The 15,674-nt window shown below is 58.8% G+C and carries 19 protein-coding genes, 1 tRNA gene and 1 riboswitch; of the genes, 11 read left to right on the top strand and 9 right to left on the bottom strand.

Going from position 1 to position 15,674, the window contains the following annotated elements; genetic code table 11:
* Positions 1-180 (top strand): hypothetical protein (locus tag ACR0CG_RS20565; protein ID WP_480527206.1); only part of this gene is annotated, 180 nt, incomplete at its 5' end.
* A 165-nt stretch (positions 181-345) separates the two neighbouring features.
* On the opposite strand, the gene ACR0CG_RS20560 is transcribed toward ACR0CG_RS20565, so the two are convergent.
* Positions 346-421, bottom strand: a tRNA-Lys gene (locus ACR0CG_RS20560).
* A gap of 209 nt (positions 422-630) precedes the next feature.
* On the opposite strand from ACR0CG_RS20560, the gene dapF reads away from it, so the two are divergent.
* Both dapF and mtaB read left to right on the top strand, forming a co-directional pair.
* Positions 631-1,473, top strand: coding sequence for a diaminopimelate epimerase (dapF, locus tag ACR0CG_RS20555; RefSeq protein WP_480527204.1), 843 nt, complete (start codon positions 631-633; stop codon positions 1,471-1,473).
* On the top strand, positions 1,470-2,726 hold the full coding sequence (gene mtaB / locus ACR0CG_RS20550; RefSeq protein WP_480527202.1) for a tRNA (N(6)-L-threonylcarbamoyladenosine(37)-C(2))-methylthiotransferase MtaB: 1,257 nt from the start codon (positions 1,470-1,472) through the stop codon (positions 2,724-2,726). Before dapF ends, mtaB begins: the two co-directional genes overlap by 4 nt.
* 141 nt (positions 2,727-2,867) lie before the next feature.
* Here the strand turns inward: mtaB and ACR0CG_RS20545 are convergent, their stop codons facing one another.
* Genes ACR0CG_RS20545 through petA form a run of 3 tightly spaced genes read right to left on the bottom strand, consistent with a single transcriptional unit; the run spans position 2,868 to position 5,598 of the window.
* Positions 2,868-3,653 carry a cytochrome c1 gene (locus ACR0CG_RS20545; protein ID WP_170682650.1) on the bottom strand — a complete coding sequence of 262 codons (786 nt, stop codon included), beginning with the start codon at positions 3,651-3,653 and terminating at the stop codon, positions 2,868-2,870.
* Between the two features lie 17 nt (positions 3,654-3,670).
* A complete protein-coding gene (gene petB / locus ACR0CG_RS20540; protein ID WP_170612566.1) occupies positions 3,671-5,002 on the bottom strand; it encodes a cytochrome b in 1,332 nt (443 codons plus the stop codon).
* 11 nt (positions 5,003-5,013) lie between these two features.
* The gene (petA, locus tag ACR0CG_RS20535; RefSeq protein ID WP_480527199.1) at positions 5,014-5,598 is read right to left on the bottom strand and encodes a ubiquinol-cytochrome c reductase iron-sulfur subunit; all 585 of its coding nucleotides are present in this window, start codon (positions 5,596-5,598) and stop codon (positions 5,014-5,016) included.
* Between the two features lie 511 nt (positions 5,599-6,109).
* Here petA and ACR0CG_RS20530 point away from each other — a divergent pair.
* On the top strand, positions 6,110-6,529 hold the full coding sequence (locus ACR0CG_RS20530; protein ID WP_480527197.1) for a c-type cytochrome: 420 nt from the start codon (positions 6,110-6,112) through the stop codon (positions 6,527-6,529).
* 13 nt (positions 6,530-6,542) lie between these two features.
* Here ACR0CG_RS20530 and ACR0CG_RS20525 read toward each other — a convergent pair whose 3' ends face one another.
* On the bottom strand, positions 6,543-7,157 hold the full coding sequence (locus ACR0CG_RS20525; protein WP_480527195.1) for an FMN-binding negative transcriptional regulator: 615 nt from the start codon (positions 7,155-7,157) through the stop codon (positions 6,543-6,545).
* A 53-nt stretch (positions 7,158-7,210) separates the two neighbouring features.
* Positions 7,211-7,358: riboswitch (FMN riboswitch) on the top strand.
* 128 nt (positions 7,359-7,486) lie between these two features.
* On the opposite strand from ACR0CG_RS20525, the gene ACR0CG_RS20520 reads away from it, so the two are divergent.
* From ACR0CG_RS20520 to cobO, 5 genes are all read left to right on the top strand, one after another.
* Positions 7,487-7,927, top strand: coding sequence for a 6,7-dimethyl-8-ribityllumazine synthase (locus ACR0CG_RS20520; RefSeq protein WP_170807186.1), 441 nt, complete (start codon positions 7,487-7,489; stop codon positions 7,925-7,927).
* A 126-nt stretch (positions 7,928-8,053) separates the two neighbouring features.
* Positions 8,054-9,154, top strand: coding sequence for a chorismate synthase (aroC, locus tag ACR0CG_RS20515; protein ID WP_480527193.1), 1,101 nt, complete (start codon positions 8,054-8,056; stop codon positions 9,152-9,154).
* Entirely contained in the window at positions 9,138-9,800 is a 663-nt protein-coding gene (locus tag ACR0CG_RS20510) for an HD domain-containing protein (protein ID WP_170612555.1), read from the top strand. The genes aroC and ACR0CG_RS20510 overlap by 17 nt, the downstream gene beginning before the upstream one ends.
* Positions 9,801-9,845: 45 nt before the next feature.
* Complete coding sequence (locus ACR0CG_RS20505; protein ID WP_170682646.1) at positions 9,846-10,781, top strand: DMT family transporter; 936 nt, start codon at positions 9,846-9,848, stop codon at positions 10,779-10,781.
* Positions 10,782-10,837: 56 nt separating this feature from the next.
* A complete protein-coding gene (cobO, locus tag ACR0CG_RS20500) occupies positions 10,838-11,437 on the top strand; it encodes a cob(I)yrinic acid a,c-diamide adenosyltransferase (RefSeq protein ID WP_480527191.1) in 600 nt (199 codons plus the stop codon).
* Between the two features lie 12 nt (positions 11,438-11,449).
* Here cobO and ACR0CG_RS20495 read toward each other — a convergent pair whose 3' ends face one another.
* The 4 genes from ACR0CG_RS20495 to ACR0CG_RS20480 form a co-directional block, all read right to left on the bottom strand.
* Positions 11,450-11,647 (bottom strand): hypothetical protein, encoded by a 198-nt coding sequence (locus ACR0CG_RS20495; RefSeq protein WP_480527190.1) that lies wholly within the window; start codon positions 11,645-11,647, stop codon positions 11,450-11,452.
* A 184-nt stretch (positions 11,648-11,831) separates the two neighbouring features.
* A complete protein-coding gene (locus tag ACR0CG_RS20490; RefSeq protein WP_480527188.1) occupies positions 11,832-12,197 on the bottom strand; it encodes an SPW repeat domain-containing protein in 366 nt (121 codons plus the stop codon).
* A gap of 108 nt (positions 12,198-12,305) precedes the next feature.
* The gene (locus ACR0CG_RS20485) at positions 12,306-13,256 is read right to left on the bottom strand and encodes an AraC family transcriptional regulator (protein ID WP_480527186.1); all 951 of its coding nucleotides are present in this window, start codon (positions 13,254-13,256) and stop codon (positions 12,306-12,308) included.
* Positions 13,257-13,381: 125 nt separating this feature from the next.
* Positions 13,382-14,248, bottom strand: coding sequence for a branched-chain amino acid aminotransferase (locus ACR0CG_RS20480; RefSeq protein WP_480527184.1), 867 nt, complete (start codon positions 14,246-14,248; stop codon positions 13,382-13,384).
* Between the two features lie 157 nt (positions 14,249-14,405).
* On the opposite strand from ACR0CG_RS20480, the gene ACR0CG_RS20475 reads away from it, so the two are divergent.
* A complete protein-coding gene (locus tag ACR0CG_RS20475; protein WP_480527182.1) occupies positions 14,406-14,918 on the top strand; it encodes a MarR family winged helix-turn-helix transcriptional regulator in 513 nt (170 codons plus the stop codon).
* Positions 14,915-15,616, top strand: coding sequence for a response regulator (locus ACR0CG_RS20470; protein WP_480527180.1), 702 nt, complete (start codon positions 14,915-14,917; stop codon positions 15,614-15,616). The genes ACR0CG_RS20475 and ACR0CG_RS20470 overlap by 4 nt, the downstream gene beginning before the upstream one ends.
* Positions 15,617-15,674: the final 58 nt, after the last annotated feature.

Genomic DNA, 15,674 nt, shown 5'->3' with positions numbered 1-15,674 from the left:
TGGGGTGGCTCCTTTCAAAAGCAGACTTTGACACCTGCACTATGGCGCATTGCGACGCCGGTTGAAGCAGGAGCCATCCACCCCATCAGCTTCCCCGCCAATCCATCAGATAACTCCACACCCACAGCAAGAGTTTTGCGACCGGAGCGAACAGCAATTCTTGGCCCAACTAACCTATAGGTCTTGTTAGTTTGCACGAGCAGGCGAGCCAAATTGTACGAAACCTGCCACCACGCGAAACTGTAATCTCGGGTATCGGATCTGCGGACACGAGGCGGACACAGGATAACCGAACTTCGACGCCACTTCTGGCGCCAACGTAAGCTTTTGTTATTATTGAAAAAGTGGTGAGCCGTGCAGGATTCGAACCTGCGACCCACTGATTAAAAGTCAGTTGCTCTACCAACTGAGCTAACGGCCCACTCTTTTTTGGATCTCGTCGATCCGTGGCGCTCTTTAAGGCAAGTTCCCGGTTGGGTTCAAGACCTTTTTTGCACCTCGTTCCGCTTGAAAAATCAGTGTTTCAGGCGACCCGATAGGCGGCCTAATTAGGCAGGTGGCGCAGGGGGGTCAACCCCTTTTTTTACGAATCTTCCTGTCAGACTGGATTCATGTCCTGCGCGGGGTTATATGCGCGCCATGCAGCTTAGACTCGATACCGGATTGCCCTTTATGAAGATGCACGGGCTGGGAAATGACTTCGTCATTCTCGACGCACGTGCGGCGTCGGTGGAGATGACGCCCGCCCTGGCGCGGGGAATCGGGCATCGTCAGATGGGCGTGGGTTTCGACCAGCTTGCCGTCATTCAGCAAGGTGAAGAAGACGCGCATCTGGTGTTTTACAATGCAGATGGGTCGACGTCTGCGGCTTGCGGGAATGCCACCCGCTGCATTGCCCGGTTTCTGATGGAGGAGACCGGAAAATCCAACCTGACCCTGACAACAGAACGCGGTACGCTTGTTGCGCGGGATGTGGGCGACGGGCTGACTGCAGTGAACATGGGGCCTCCGCAATTGGACTGGCATGAGATCCCGCTCGCAGAAGAGGTCGATACGCTGGAACTGCCGATCGAGGGCAGCCCGAGCGCGACCGGTATGGGCAACCCGCATTGCACCTTCTTTGTCGAGGACGCCGAGGCGATTCCCCTGACGGAATTCGGCGCGCGATACGAGCATCACCCCCTTTACCCCGAACGCACCAATGTACAGGTGGTGCAGGTCATCGGACCGGATCACCTGCGTATGCGCGTGTGGGAACGTGGCGTGGGTATCACTTTGGCTTCGGGCTCGTCCTCATGTGCGACGGCGGTTTCGGCTGCGCGCCGGGGCCTGACCGGGCGCAAGGTTCAGATCGAACTGGACGGCGGAACAATCTGGATCGACTGGCGCGAGGATGGCGTCTGGATGACCGGGCCGACCTGCCATGTCTTCTCGGGTACGTTGACGCCCGAATTCCTAGGGTCGCTGGGATGAACCCGCCCAAATTCACCACACTAGGCTGCCGCCTGAACGCCTATGAAACCGAGGCGATGAAAGAACTGTCGCAGGAGGCGGGGCTGACAGATGCTGTTGTCGTGAACACATGTGCGGTCACGGCCGAGGCGGTGCGCAAGGCCCGGCAGGAAATCCGCAAGCTTCGGCGGGAAAACCCCAATGCGCGTCTGATTGTCACCGGTTGTGCGGCCCAGACCGAGCCCGAGACATTTGCCAGTATGGACGAGGTCGACGCGGTGATCGGGAATACTGAAAAAATGCAGCCCGCGACCTGGAGAAGCATGGCTGCCGACTTCATCGGCAAGACCGAATCCGTGCAGGTCGACGATATCATGTCCGTGACCGAAACCGCGGGGCATCTGATCGACGGGTTCGGCACGCGCTCGCGCGCTTATGTGCAGGTCCAGAATGGCTGTGACCATCGGTGCACTTTCTGCATCATCCCTTATGGCCGTGGCAATTCGCGTAGCGTGCCAGCGGGCGTCGTGGTCGATCAGATCAAGCGGCTGGTGGAGCGGGGGTATAACGAAGTTGTCTTGACGGGTGTTGACCTGACCTCGTGGGGGGCAGACCTGCCGGCGCAGCCTAAGCTGGGCGATCTGGTGATGCGCATTCTGAAGCTGGTACCGGACCTGCCGCGCCTGCGGATCAGTTCGATTGATTCCATCGAAGTGGATGAAAACCTGATGCAAGCGATCGCGACCGAGCCGCGCCTGATGCCGCATCTGCACCTGTCGTTGCAGCATGGCGACGATCTGATCCTGAAGCGCATGAAGCGCCGTCACCTGCGCGATGATGCAATTCGCTTCACGGAAGAGGCTCGCAAACTGCGCCCCGATATGACCTTCGGCGCCGATATCATCGCGGGTTTCCCAACCGAATCCGAAGCGCATTTCGAGAACTCGCTGAAGCTGGTCAAAGATTGCGACCTGACCTGGCTGCACGTCTTCCCGTATTCCAAACGCGACGGCACTCCGGCGGCCCGCATACCGCAGCAGATCAACGGCAATGTCATCAAAGACCGCGCCGCGCGGCTGCGGTCCGCCGGTGAGGCGCAGATTGCTAGGCACTTGGCGGCGCAGATCGGCAAAACCCATCACATCCTGATGGAGAACCCGAACATGGGCCGGACCGAGCAGTTCACCGAGGTGACGTTTTCATCACCGCAAACCGAAGGCCAGATCGTGACAGCCACCATCAGGGGTACCACAGATACCCAACTGACAGCCTGATCCGCTTTTCATCTGGCCAGAAATATCCCGGGGTTGAATTGGCCGTAGGCCAAGAAGGGGCTGGCCCCTTCCCTCCGGTCACAACAAAAAACCCCCGCTGCCAATGGCGCGGGGGTTTCTTCGTTCTTTGCGGGTCAGCGCTTAGTGCAGCTTCTTGCCTTTGTGGGGTGCCCAAAGGCGCTTGTTGACCAGATACAGCAGGACCGACAGTACGGACAGGAACAGAACGCCAACGAAACCGGCATTCTTGCGATCCATCATCTTGGGCTCGGCGGTCCACATCAGGAAGGCGGCGATGTCCTCGGACATGGCTTCGACGGTGGCAGGGTGGCCATCGGCGAACTCCACCTGATCTTCGGCCAGCGGCGGTGCCATCGAAATCCAGCCACCCGGGAAGGCGGTGTTTTCGTACAGAACCGCACCTGCCTCTTCCTTTTCCTTACCGGTATAGCCATCCAGCAGCGAGGCGATGTATTCCGCACCACCCATGCCTTTGACCAGCTGGTTGATGCCCAACCCGTAAGGGCCGTGGAAGCCGGCACGGGCCTTGGCCATCAGGCTCAGGTCCGGTGCGCCAACGCCGTCATTGGCCGGGAAGTGGTCAGTCGGGATCGCCGGACGGAAATCATCCAGCTCGGGATCGAACACTTCAAAGTTTCCAGCCGCATAGGCGATGACTTCTTCTTCCGAATATCCCAGCGCCTCAAGATCGCGCAGGGGTACGTATCTCAGGCCATGGCAGGCCGCACAGACTTCGGTGTAGACCTGAAGACCACGCTGCAGCTGGTTTTGATCCCAGGTGCCAAAGGGGCCTTCGAACGAGAAGTCGAAGTCTTCGATGTGCTGCTCGCCGCCACCTGCCGCGAAGGAGGCGGCAGGGGTAAGGGCGATGGCAAATGCGGCACCGATTGCAAGTTTCTTGAACATGTTTCCGGTCCCTCTTCTTACTCGGCCGGCGTGGCGTCGGCGTCAGCCTTGCCATAATGCGCGTTGAAGTCTTCTTCGATGGTTTCCGGCTGCGCTTCGGGTTTTTCGATAACACCCAGGATCGGCAGGATCACGAAGAAATAGGCGAACCAGTAGGCGGACGCGATCAGCGAGAAGGTTGCGTAAGGCTCTTCCGCGGGCATCGCACCCAGCCACATCAGGGCGAAGAAGTCGATGATCAGCAGGTAGAACCACCATTTGAACATCGGGCGGTACTTGCCCGAACGCACGGTCGACGTGTCCAGCCAGGGTGCCAGAGCCATTGCCAGGATCGCACCGAACATCGCAATCACACCAAAGAACTTGGCGTCGACGATACCGCCGGTGATGAAGCTGGCGAACTGAACAACCCAGACCTCACCAGTGAACGCACGCAGGATCGCGTAGAACGGCAGGAAGTACCATTCGGGAACGATGTGCGCAGGCGTAACCAGCGGGTTGGCTTCGATGTAGTTGTCCGGGTGGCCCAGGTAGTTCGGCATGAAACCGACAATCGCCCAGAAGATTACCAGGATCACTGCCAGCGCAAACAGGTCCTTGATCACGAAGTAGGGCCAGAACGGCAGCGTGTCTTTCTCTGCCTCGGCCTTCGAGCCACGACGCACCTCAACACCCGTGGGGTTGTTGTTTCCGGTGGTGTGGAAGGCCCAGATGTGCACGATGACCAGCGCCGCGATGATGAATGGCAGCAGGTAGTGCAGCGAGAAGAAGCGGTTCAGCGTGGCGTTGTCCACGGCGGGTCCGCCCAGCAGCCAGGTCTGGATCGCATCGCCAATGAACGGGATCGCGCCAAACAGGCCGGTGATCACGGTCGCACCCCAGAAGGACATCTGACCCCAGGGCAGAACGTAGCCCATGAAGGCAGTGCCCATCATCATCAGGTAGATCAGCATACCGATGATCCACGTGATCTCACGCGGGGCTTTGTACGAGCCATAGAACAGGCCGCGGAACATGTGAATGTAGACCGCAACAAAGAACAGCGACGCGCCGTTCATATGCAGATAGCGGATAAAGTAGCCGCCATTCACGTTGCGCATGATGTGTTCGACGCTGGCAAAGGCCAGATCGACATGCGGAGTATAGTGCATCACCAGGATGATGCCGGTGACGATTTGCAGCGCCAGGCAGAACGCCAGAACGATGCCCCAGATCCACCACCAGTTCAGGTTCTTGGGGGTCGGGATCATGAGGGTGTCATACAGCAGGCCGACGATGGGAAGGCGGCTGTTCAGCCACTTTTCGCCGTTTGTCTTCGGCTCATAGTGATCGTGGGGAATTCCGGACATCTGGGTCTCCCTTAGCCGAGTCTGATGGTGGAGTTATCCGTCCACTCCGCAGGCGGAACGGGCAGGTTTTCAGGCGCGGGGCCTTTGCGGATACGACCGGCAAGGTCATAGTGCGAACCGTGGCAGGGGCAGAACCAGCCGCCAAAATCGCCGGCATCACCCAAAGGCACGCAACCCAGATGGGTGCAGACGCCCATCTGAACGATCCATGCGCCCGGTGCTTCGCCTTCAGGCGAAGGCATAACGCGGTTGGCGTCGGTTGCCGGCGCATCAGCGTTCAGGTTGAAGTTGCGGGCCAGCGGATCCGGCAGTGCGTCAACGCCTTCGGCGTCCTGCTCCTGCGCTTCCTGGATCTCGGTACCGGTGCGGTGACGGATGAACACGGGCTTGCCCAGCCACTTGACTGTCAGCTGCGTACCCGGCTCAACCCCGCTGACATCCACGCGGATCGAGGACAGCGCCTGAACGTCTGCCGATGGGTTCATTTGGTTGACCAGGGGCCAGACGGCCGCCCCCGTTGCAACGACACCTGCGCCGCCAGCGACGTAGTAGAGGAAATCTCTGCGGGTGCCTTCGTGGTCTTCTGCGTGGGACACGAGGTTTTCTCCGATTCCGACGCCCGGGTGGACCGGGCAAACATGCATCAGCACCGCATCAAATACGGCGTCTCATCGCGGCTATCTATCCGGGAGAAAACGGTTCGTCCAGCGGTCATAGGCGCGCACTACGCCGCATCTGGGCATTCATGTCACAACGAAGGGGCATTTTTTCAAGATATCAGTGGGGTTAAGCAGGGAAATTTGCCGATCACCGCGGATCGGGCGCAACGTGATTCGGGGTCACATATCGAAACGGGGAACCTGTCCTGATGCTGACACCAGACGTGCCACAAGGTCCCCGGTCTGCATACTCCTTACCAGATTTCGCCGCGCAAATTTCCACTTTAGGGGCCTCCACCGTCACGTAAATTTTGAGTTGAAAATACATATTTTTCAATAACATAGTTGTGACTGTTTTCGATTGCACTTTTAACGGGAATCCCGGAAGGGCGGGGGAAACCTCACCCGCAACAGGACGTTCTCTATGTCAAAGCTCTTTGCAACCGTCGTGACCCTGGCGCTGGCCGCTGCATCTCAGGCCACGGCCGCCGGCGATCCGGAAAAAGGCGAAAAACTCTACAACCGCTGTTCTTCTTGCCACGCAATCATCAAAGATGGCGAGGTTTTGGTCAAAGGCGGCATAAACGGCCCGAATCTCTTTGGTGTCATCGGCCGCGTTGCCGGAGCCGAAAATGATTATCGCTATGGCAGCGAGCGTCTGCCGATCGGTATGTTTACCGACGACATGATACGGGCGGGCGAGGAAGGGCTGGTTTGGACCGAAGAGAACATTTCTGCCTACTCCCAAGATCCGATCGGCTTCATCAGGGAGTATCTTAATGACGAAACCGCGCGTCCGAACATGAGCGTCAGGCTGAAAAAGGGCGCCGACGATATCGCGGCCTATCTGGCGACCTTCAGCGAATGACCGATCCGGCTGGTCATGTTCCCCGCATCAATGTGGCCAGCAATCCGGTCTCGCTGCCAAAACCATCCGCTTCAACGTAGTCGGCCGCAGTATGCCGCATCTTGTCGGCTTTGTTCTGATTCAGCTTCCAGGTGCCCTGAATGTCGTCCACCTGTATTCTGCACGGGACAATCATCCGCATCATGCGCTCCAACGCGTCCGAACTCATCTTTCCGGCGGTCCAGGGCGGCTTGGGCCGCAGGCGCTCTTCGTAGAAAGCGGATTGGCGATCCAGCAAATCCCGCAATTCAGAATGTGGCAGTACCCTGATCCGGCCTGTCAGGTGCACGGCGACATAGTTCCATGTTGGCACCTGGTCCTCGGCCTCGTACCAATCGGGTGAGATGTACCCGTCCGGCCCGGACACGGCGATCCGGGCAACACGCGGCTGTTTCAGTGCGTGCACAATCGGGTTCGATCGCACCAGATGCAGGTCGGCAACGGCCCCATCTTCGCTGATTAAGAAAGGCACATGGCTGAGCAACGGCGCCTGCTCCGTGGAAAGGGCCAGAACCCCGAACGCCCGTTCTCGGGCAAAGGCGATATGGCGCGCAGTGTCTTCAGCGCGGAAGGCAGGGTTCGGGTGCATGTCTATCCTCCTGCGAAATCTCTTGCAGAACCGCCCGCACCTTGGCAAGGTCCGCGCGTTCTCAGGGCGGGGCGGAATTCCCCACCGGCGGTATGCGGGCCACGACCCGCAAGCCCGCGAGCGGCCCCGGCGACCGGGGTGTCAGCAGATCTGGTGAGAGGCCAGAGCCGACGGTTACAGTCCGGATGAAAGAGAACGTGCTGGCGCGCCGCCAAACGGCGCGGCGGCTCGTGATCGCCTTGGGTGACGTGTCATGCCGGGCTGGCAGTGAAAAGTGGGAACCGGTTCTCGCGACAGCCAGTTGGCAACCAAACCGATAGGAGATCTTGATGACACACACCCGCTATGCATTCGTCAAAGCCAACTGGCATTCGGACATCGTTGACCGTGCGCTCGATGGTTTTCTGGAACTGATCCCTGCCGATCAGGTCGATGTTTTCGACGTGCCGGGCGCGTTCGAGATGCCTCTGCTGGCCCGCGATCTGGCCCAAACCGGGCGCTACGCCGCTGTTGCCTGCGCCGCCTTTGTCGTGGATGGCGGCATCTACCGGCATGATTTCGTGGCGCAGGCCGTGGTCGACGGGCTGATGCGCGCCGGAATGGACACGGGCGTTCCGGTCCTGTCGGTTTCGCTCACGCCGCACCAGTATCAGGAAACCGATCACCACAACGCCATCTATCGTGCGCATTTCGTTCAAAAAGGGCGCGAAGCCGCACAGGCCGCTCTCAAGATCACCGAATCCCGTGCAGAGATTGCGCAAGTCGCCTGAACTTCATCTTTTCAAAAATACTCAAAACGCGCTGCCCATCGGGTAGCACCGCCCGGACCAATCAGCAAATCCGCTTGAGGCCGGGCCCCGCGACCGCTAATCACATCGCGCAAAGGAGCACGCCTCATGTCGATGAACAGCTTTGGCCATCTTTTCCGCGTCACCACCTGGGGTGAAAGCCACGGACCCGCTTTGGGTGCGACCGTCGATGGCTGCCCGCCGGGCGTCGCGATTGACGAGGCGATGATCCAGCACTGGCTGGACAAGCGCAAACCGGGGCAGAACAAGTTCACCACCCAGCGGCGTGAACCGGATCAGGTGAAAATCCTCTCGGGTGTGTTCGAAGGCCAGACCACCGGGACCCCCGTGCAGCTGATGATCGAAAACACCGATCAGCGCTCGAAAGATTACGGCGACATCATGGACAAGTTCCGCCCGGGCCACGCCGATATCACCTACTGGCAGAAATACGGCATCCGCGATTATCGCGGTGGCGGGCGCAGTTCGGCCCGCGAAACGGCCTCTCGTGTTGCGGCCGGAGGTCTGGCGCGTGAGGCGATCAAACAGATTGCCCCCAATGTTCAGATCACCGGTTACATGACGCAGATCGGACCCCACAAGATTAATCGTGACAATTTCGACTGGTCCCAGATCGAACAAAATCCGTTCTGGACCCCGGATGCGCACGCGGCCGAGGGTTGGGCGGCTTTTCTGGACGATCTGCGCAAATCCGGAAACTCGGTTGGTGCCGTGGTCGAAGTGGTCGCGCGCGGCGTTCCTGCCGGTCTTGGTGCGCCGGTTTATGCCAAGTTAGACACTGATCTGGCCGCCGCGATGATGTCGATCAATGCGGTCAAGGGCGTCGAGATCGGCGAGGGCATGGCCGCGGCGGAACTGACCGGAGAGGCCAATGCAGATGAGATCTTCATGGGCCAGAACGGCCCGCAATACAGTTCGAACCACGCGGGCGGTATTCTCGGCGGTATCTCGACCGGACAGGATATTGTTGTCCGTTTCGCGGTCAAGCCGACCTCGTCCATCCTGACCACTCGCAAAACGATCACCAAATCCGGGGAAGAGACCGAAATCATCACAAAAGGCCGCCATGACCCCTGCGTCGGCATTCGCGCTGTCCCGGTAGGCGAGGCGATGATGGCATGCGTGATCCTCGACCACCTGCTGCTGCACCGCGGCCAGATCGGAGAGAACCGTGGACGGATCGGCTGATCTGCGTACGCGCCTGCGCGGCATCGTTGCGCAGCGGATGGAGACCGACCCTGCCCATGATCTGGCCCATCTGGACCGGGTCTGGGTGAATGCGCAGGCCATCGCGGATCGCGAAACGGATATGGCCGTGCTTCTGGCCGCAAGCTATCTGCATGATTTGGTGAACCTGCCAAAAGATGACCCTTGCCGGCATCTGGCCTCGCGCCGGTCCGCCACGGAATCAGAGACTGTTCTGAGGGAATTGGGCTATCGCCCGGATCAAATCCGCGCCATTCAGCACGCAATTGAATCCCACAGCTTTTCGGCCAACATCACGCCTGAAACGGATGAGGCCCGTATTCTGCGGGATGCCGACCGGCTGGATGCGTTGGGCGCGATCGGCGTAGCCCGCAACTTTTCTGTTTCGGGCGCGTTGGGGCGGTCGCTTTATGACCCGGCCGATCCGTTTGCAGAACACCGGCCTCTGGATGACCTGCACTTCTCGGTCGACCATTGGAAAGTCAAGCTTCTCAGCCTGCCGAACGACATGCTGACCGAGACCGGAAAACAGATCGCACAGCAGCGGATCGGTCGGATGATCCGTTTTCTTGAAGAATTCGCGGAAGAGATCGGCAGTACCTTGCCACCAAGCTGGACAGACCGCTGATTCCAGCCGTTGATCTTTGCGCCGCAAAGGCGCAGGGTCGCGCCGATGGCAAAACCCTTAACATCGCATCGACCCGTACTGGCCGTGGCGCTGAAACTCAGCGCCCTTTTTCTGTTCACCTCGATGTCGGCGCTGGTCAAGGCATTGTCCGAAGATTTTCCTCCGGGTGAGCTGGTTTTTTTTCGGTCGCTCTTTGCCATTCCGGTCATCATCATCTGGCTGGTATCGCGTGGGGAACTGGCGCAGGGCTTCGTGGTCAAAAAGCCGATGGGTCACTTCTGGCGCGGTGTTCTGGGCACGACCGCAATGGGTTTGACTTTCACTGGGCTCAGCCTGCTGCCGCTGCCCGAAGTGACTGCCATTGGCTACGCGACCCCGATTTTTACCCTGGTTCTCGCAGCGGTCATGTTGGGCGAACGTATCCGTTTGATCCGCATTGGTGCTGTCGTTCTGGGCCTTTTGGGTGTTCTGATCATGCTGTGGCCGCGGCTTGGCAGCACCGAACTGGAACTGGCAGCCACAATTGGTGCGCTTTGCGTGCTGGGCGCAACAATCGCGCGGGCCTTTGTGCAGATTCACATCCGGCAATTGGTTCAGGTGGACCATCCGGCAGCGATTGTTTTCTACTTTTCGGTTACGGCGACCGCCCTGTCCGGGCTGACGGTATTCTGGGGCTGGGCCGTGCCGACATGGGAGCAACTGGCGATACTGATTGCGATGGGACTGACCGGGGGGGTCGCGCAAATCCTGGTGACGTCCTCGTACCGGTTTGGACAGGCCTCGATGCTTGCCCCATATGACTACACGACCATGTTGTTTGCCATCGGCATCGGCTATGTCTGGTTCGATGAGCTGCCAACGCTGGCCATTCTGCTTGGGGCAGTTCTGGTCATCGCCGGCAATGCGGTGGTGATCTGGCGCGAGCATCAACTGGGGCTGGAGCGCGGCAAGGCCAGATCTGTCACGGACCCCAAAGCGTGACTTTACCTTTCGCCATCTTTCCCTAGTTTGGGCGCGACAAACAACGAGGTTTCCCGATGAGTGACGCACAGGATCACAAGGAAAAGATGCAAAAGGTGCAGGCTGAGCACCGTAAGAAGGTTTCCGAGGCGGTCGATCCCGAACGCGGCCTGGTTCTGATCAACACAGGCAAGGGCAAAGGCAAATCCTCGGCCGCATTTGGTGTCGTGATCAGGGCGCTGGGCTGGGGTCAGCAGGTTGCCGTTGTACAGTTCATCAAGGGCAAATGGAAAACCGGTGAACGGCGCTTTTTTGAAGAGCGCGATCTGGTGACGTGGCACACCATGGGCGAAGGTTTCACCTGGGATACACAGGACAAGGAACGCGATATCGCCGCCGCAAACGCCGCTTTCGACAAAGCGTGCAAGCTGATGAGCAGCGGAGATTATGATCTGGTCGTGCTGGACGAGATCAACATCGCATTGCGCTATGAGTACCTTTCGGTCGAACAGGTGATCGACGGGCTGAAGAACCGGTCAGGGCGTACCAGCGTCTTTCTGACAGGTCGCGACGCGCCTCAAGCGCTGCGGGACTACGCCGATCTGGTCACGGAAATGACCGTGGAAAAACACCCGTTTCAGGCCGGTATCAAGGCCCAGCGCGGCGTCGATTTCTGATATCGGGCTGATTCATTGATCGTTCATCGGGCCGCTTCGCGCGGCTCGGGCTTCAAACACACGGCGCACTGACTCGCGTAGACGAGCCGGCTCTTCTTTGAAAATTCGGGTGTCTGCATCTTTGCTGATTGGCCCGTTCTGATCGAGATAGGCGGCATAATCTTCATTGCGGCCACACCCGCAGGAGGTCGCAGCCTTGTGTTTGGACATGAGTTCATCAAACGGGCGACACATCCCAAACCTCTCATAGTCGTTTTCGGGGCGGTGGCGTGCCGTCACCTTGTGCCGCGCTAAGCTCGCAGACCGCCCCGAAACCTGATGCCGAAACAGATGCATCTGGCGCCTCTTGATATTCTGACTGTTTTAGTCGGAATGCTCAAGTCTGAAATTGCACTCAGGCGGTGACGCCTTGCTCGGGCGCGCTGAGTGAAATGACAACAACTACGGCCGCACCGTTCAGCCAGTAAAAGACCGCGTCCAGCCCGGTGAAACCAAAAAGGCTGGGTGCCAGCAGAAAGGTGATCCCGACAATCAGGTCCACCGTGAGATGGAGCTTGTAGGGCAGGACCCGCCAGATCCCAAGGTGATGATCGGTCAGAACGGTCAGAACAAATGCGGCGACGCCTGTTGTGACTGACAGCCACAAGGCCATCGGGTTTGATTGACCCAATCCCAGAACAAAAGGCAGGATCATAAGGGCCAGGGCGACCGGGTAATCAAGATAGGCGTGCACGGTGCGCGTTACGAAACGAAGAGACATGATGTTTCCTTTCCTTGCTTGGAGTAGCCCCAAGATAAGGGTGCAAGTCGGGACGCATTAGCTCTTGGCGTTCGCAATTCTTTGCAGATCGTTCAACAGATCGAGGTATTAGTTCATCGCCCGATAGGCCGCGGGGGACAGGCCGATCTGTTTTTTGAAAACGCGGGAAAACGCAGCCTCCGAGGCGTAACCCACTTCGGCGGCGGCATCAGCGACGTTCCAGCGGCTTTCGGTCAGGCCATGGCAGGCAATCTGCATGCGCCAGTTGGTCAAATACTGCATGGGTGTCGTTCCCATCTTCTCGGCAAACAACTGTGCGAATGCCGTGCGCGACATTCCTGCCTCGCGGGCCAGTGTCTCCACGCTCCACTCCTGTGCGGGGGCGCGGTGAAACGCGGTAAGCGCGCGCGAAACCCGCTGGTCGGCAAATCCCGCCAGGGCGGTGTTACTGGGGCTTAGGTGTTCCAGATAGGCACGAATTGCCTGTGCAAACAGGACCTCGGACAGTTTCAGCGCGATCAGGTCACCCCCGATCCGGGCCCCGCTCACTTCCGAGCCGATCATGCGCAGGGTAGCCTCGATCCAGGCGCCCGCCTCTTCGCCGTAATTTTCGATCAGAATATAGGGCGGCAGCCGGTCGATCAGCATATGTCCTGTTCCGCGTCGCCCCGGTGGCCCGGTGAAAGAGAAATGCCCGCAGATCAGCTGGGTGTCGCGATCTTTGGCCTCTCCCCCATAGACCAGAACACCGTCACCCTGATAGCCGGACTGCTGCAGCACCTGCTCCAGTGGCAACGCATCGAATGGTCTGACCTCGTTGCACAACAACGCATGGGCCGCACCATGCGGAACAAGGATCAAATCCCCTTGTTTGAGACGCAATGTGTCTCCGGTTGAGGACACATGAACCTTCAATTCCCCGCGTTGCACGAAATGGAACCGAGCCACGTTTTCAAAGGCCGGAACCTGAATTCCAAAAGGGGGCGTAAAGGATGTCCGGAAATAGAACGTCCCGCGCAGGGACAGGCGCGTGAGGATATCGCTGAGCAGGTCCAACATGACTGTAATCTACACATCCTTGCGTAATCGTCCATCCGGCTGAACGTTCAGCAAGGAAATCCGGACAACCTGCAAAGAAAAACCCCCGCCAAAAGCAAGGGTTTCAATGGTTTTCGGGCTCTGGATTAGGCGCGGACGAGGGCTTCGTAGTCTGCCGCGATTTCGCGGGTCAGATCGCCAACTTCGAACGTATAGTTGCCGATCTGCCCAACCGGGGTGACCTCAGCAGCGGTGCCGGTCAGCCAGCATTGCTCGAAATCGGCCATCTCTTCGGGTTTGATCCGCCGCTCATGCACGGTGATGCCTTTGTCCTTCAGCATCTGAATGACCGTTTGGCGGGTGATGCCGTTCAGGAAGCAGTCGGCCAACGGTGTGTGAACCTCGCCATCCTTGACGAAGAACACGTTGGCGCCGGTTGCCTCGGCCACAAACCCACGCCAATCCATGAACAGGGCGTCCGAGCAGCCTTTCGCTTCGGCCTTGTGTTTCGAGATCGTGCAGATCATGTAGAGGCCCGCCGCCTTGGCGTGAACCGGTATGGTTTCCGGGCTGGGCCGCTTCCATTCGGCGATGTCCAACTTGGCGCCCTGCATCTTGGCGTCGCCATAATATGCGCCCCAGGGCCAGACCGCGACAGCCATCCGCACCGGGTTTCTGGCCGAAGCCACACCCATATCGTCACCCGAACCGCGCCAGACCAGTGCGCGTACATAGGCATCCTGAAGACCGCTGGCTTTCAGCGCCTCTTCCTTGGCGGCTTCGATCTGATCGACGTCATAAGGCATGGGCATGTCCAGTGCCTCGGCCGAGGCGATCAGACGTTTCGAATGCTCGCGACTTTTGAAAATTTTGCCGTTATACGCCCGTTCGCCTTCGAATACGGACGAGGCATAATGCATCGCGTGGGTCAGAATATGCACATTGGCCTCGCGCCAGGGTACAAGTTTGCCATCCAACCAGATGACACCGTCACGATCGTCATATCCCGCCATGCGAACCTCCTGAGCCGGTAATTGTTTCCGATTGTTGCGCAAGTTTTGCCTGAAATGGACATGAAATTGCGCAAAAACTGGGAATCGATTCCTGTGTGCACTTGGAATGTCAATATCACTGACATAAAGTCAACCCGAGTAACGAATGAGGCGCAATATGTCCGACACCCGCCCGGCTCAGGTCTTTGGTGGAGAAAGCCTGCTGTTTCTGACTGACGAGCAGTTGCGGCAGGGGATCGAGGCGATGTTCTTTGCGTATCGCGGCTTTACCGCCGATCCGGATCGCATTCTGGCGCAGATGGCCTATGGCCGTGCGCATCACAGGGCCATCCATTTCATCAACCGCGCGCCGGGGACAACGGTCAATAATCTGCTGGCCATTCTGGGGGTGACAAAACAGTCTCTGAACAGGGTCTTACGCACTTTGATCGAAGACGGTTTGGTGGAAAGCCGGGTCGGAACAGTGGACAAACGGGAACGACACCTATTTCTGACAGACAGTGGCAGGGCACTGGAGGCGACGCTGTCCGAGGCGCAGCGCGTTCGGATGCGCGCGGCTTACAAGGAAGCCGGACCCGAGGCGGTCTCGGGTTTTCGCAAAGTGCTTGAAGCGATGATGGATGCTGATATGCGTCATGCATATACGAAATTGCGGGATACGACTTCATGAGCGAAATGGACGCCCATCTGCTGATCGTCGATGATGACGAGCGCATTCGTGATCTCCTCAAGAAATTCCTGATGCGTAGCGGATTTCTGGTCACAGCGGCCCGGGATGCGGCGCACGCCCGGCGGGTGCTGTCCGGACTGGACTTTGACCTGATCGTTCTGGATGTGATGATGCCCGGCGAGGACGGCGTCAGCCTGACGCGGTCCCTGCGCGAAACTCATGCGACACCGATCCTTCTGTTGACGGCAAAGGGTGAGACCGAGCATCGGATTTCCGGGCTGGAAGCGGGCGCGGACGACTACCTGTCCAAACCCTTTGAGCCCAAGGAACTGCTGCTGCGGATCAACGCGATCCTGAGGCGGATGCCAGACACGCCTGCACAGGACAGCGCAACCAAGATTTTGCATCTTGGACCCATTCGGTACGATATCGAGCGCGGAGAGATGTGGCAGGGCGAGAACCCGGTACGGCTGACGGCGACGGAAAGCCAGTTGATGAAGATTTTTTCGGCCCAGCCGGGTGAACCGATCAGCCGCGCCAAACTTGTCGAGGATTTGGGCCGGGACAAAGGCCAGGCACAGGAGCGGGCGGTGGATGTGCAGATCACCCGCCTGCGCCGCAAGATCGAACAGGACCCGAAGCAACCGCGCTATCTTCAGACAGTGCGCGGGGCCGGGTACATGCTGGCGCCGGACTGAGAGGTGCCGCTGCGCGGCGACTTCAAGCCTTCGGCGAGGATATTTTTAGCCAGATGAA

Source organism: Ruegeria sp. AB8 (assembly GCF_056542605.1).
This window is presented reverse-complemented; position numbering and strand designations above follow the sequence as displayed.

Bases quoted from the DNA above. Each gene is read 5' to 3' on its own strand.
- dapF (WP_480527204.1), top strand. From the start codon at position 631: ATGCGCGCCATGCAGCTTAGACTCGATACCGGATTGCCCTTTATGAAG.
- mtaB (WP_480527202.1), top strand. From the start codon at position 1,470: ATGAACCCGCCCAAATTCACCACACTAGGCTGCCGCCTGAACGCCTAT.
- ACR0CG_RS20545 (WP_170682650.1), bottom strand. From the start codon at position 3,653: ATGTTCAAGAAACTTGCAATCGGTGCCGCATTTGCCATCGCCCTTACC.
- petB (WP_170612566.1), bottom strand. From the start codon at position 5,002: ATGTCCGGAATTCCCCACGATCACTATGAGCCGAAGACAAACGGCGAA.
- ACR0CG_RS20525 (WP_480527195.1), bottom strand. From the start codon at position 7,157: ATGCACCCGAACCCTGCCTTCCGCGCTGAAGACACTGCGCGCCATATC.
- ACR0CG_RS20520 (WP_170807186.1), top strand. From the start codon at position 7,487: ATGACACACACCCGCTATGCATTCGTCAAAGCCAACTGGCATTCGGAC.
- aroC (WP_480527193.1), top strand. From the start codon at position 8,054: ATGTCGATGAACAGCTTTGGCCATCTTTTCCGCGTCACCACCTGGGGT.
- ACR0CG_RS20505 (WP_170682646.1), top strand. From the start codon at position 9,846: ATGGCAAAACCCTTAACATCGCATCGACCCGTACTGGCCGTGGCGCTG.
- cobO (WP_480527191.1), top strand. From the start codon at position 10,838: ATGAGTGACGCACAGGATCACAAGGAAAAGATGCAAAAGGTGCAGGCT.
- ACR0CG_RS20495 (WP_480527190.1), bottom strand. From the start codon at position 11,647: ATGTCCAAACACAAGGCTGCGACCTCCTGCGGGTGTGGCCGCAATGAA.
- ACR0CG_RS20490 (WP_480527188.1), bottom strand. From the start codon at position 12,197: ATGTCTCTTCGTTTCGTAACGCGCACCGTGCACGCCTATCTTGATTAC.
- ACR0CG_RS20485 (WP_480527186.1), bottom strand. From the start codon at position 13,256: ATGTTGGACCTGCTCAGCGATATCCTCACGCGCCTGTCCCTGCGCGGG.
- ACR0CG_RS20480 (WP_480527184.1), bottom strand. From the start codon at position 14,248: ATGGCGGGATATGACGATCGTGACGGTGTCATCTGGTTGGATGGCAAA.
- ACR0CG_RS20475 (WP_480527182.1), top strand. From the start codon at position 14,406: ATGTCCGACACCCGCCCGGCTCAGGTCTTTGGTGGAGAAAGCCTGCTG.
- ACR0CG_RS20470 (WP_480527180.1), top strand. From the start codon at position 14,915: ATGAGCGAAATGGACGCCCATCTGCTGATCGTCGATGATGACGAGCGC.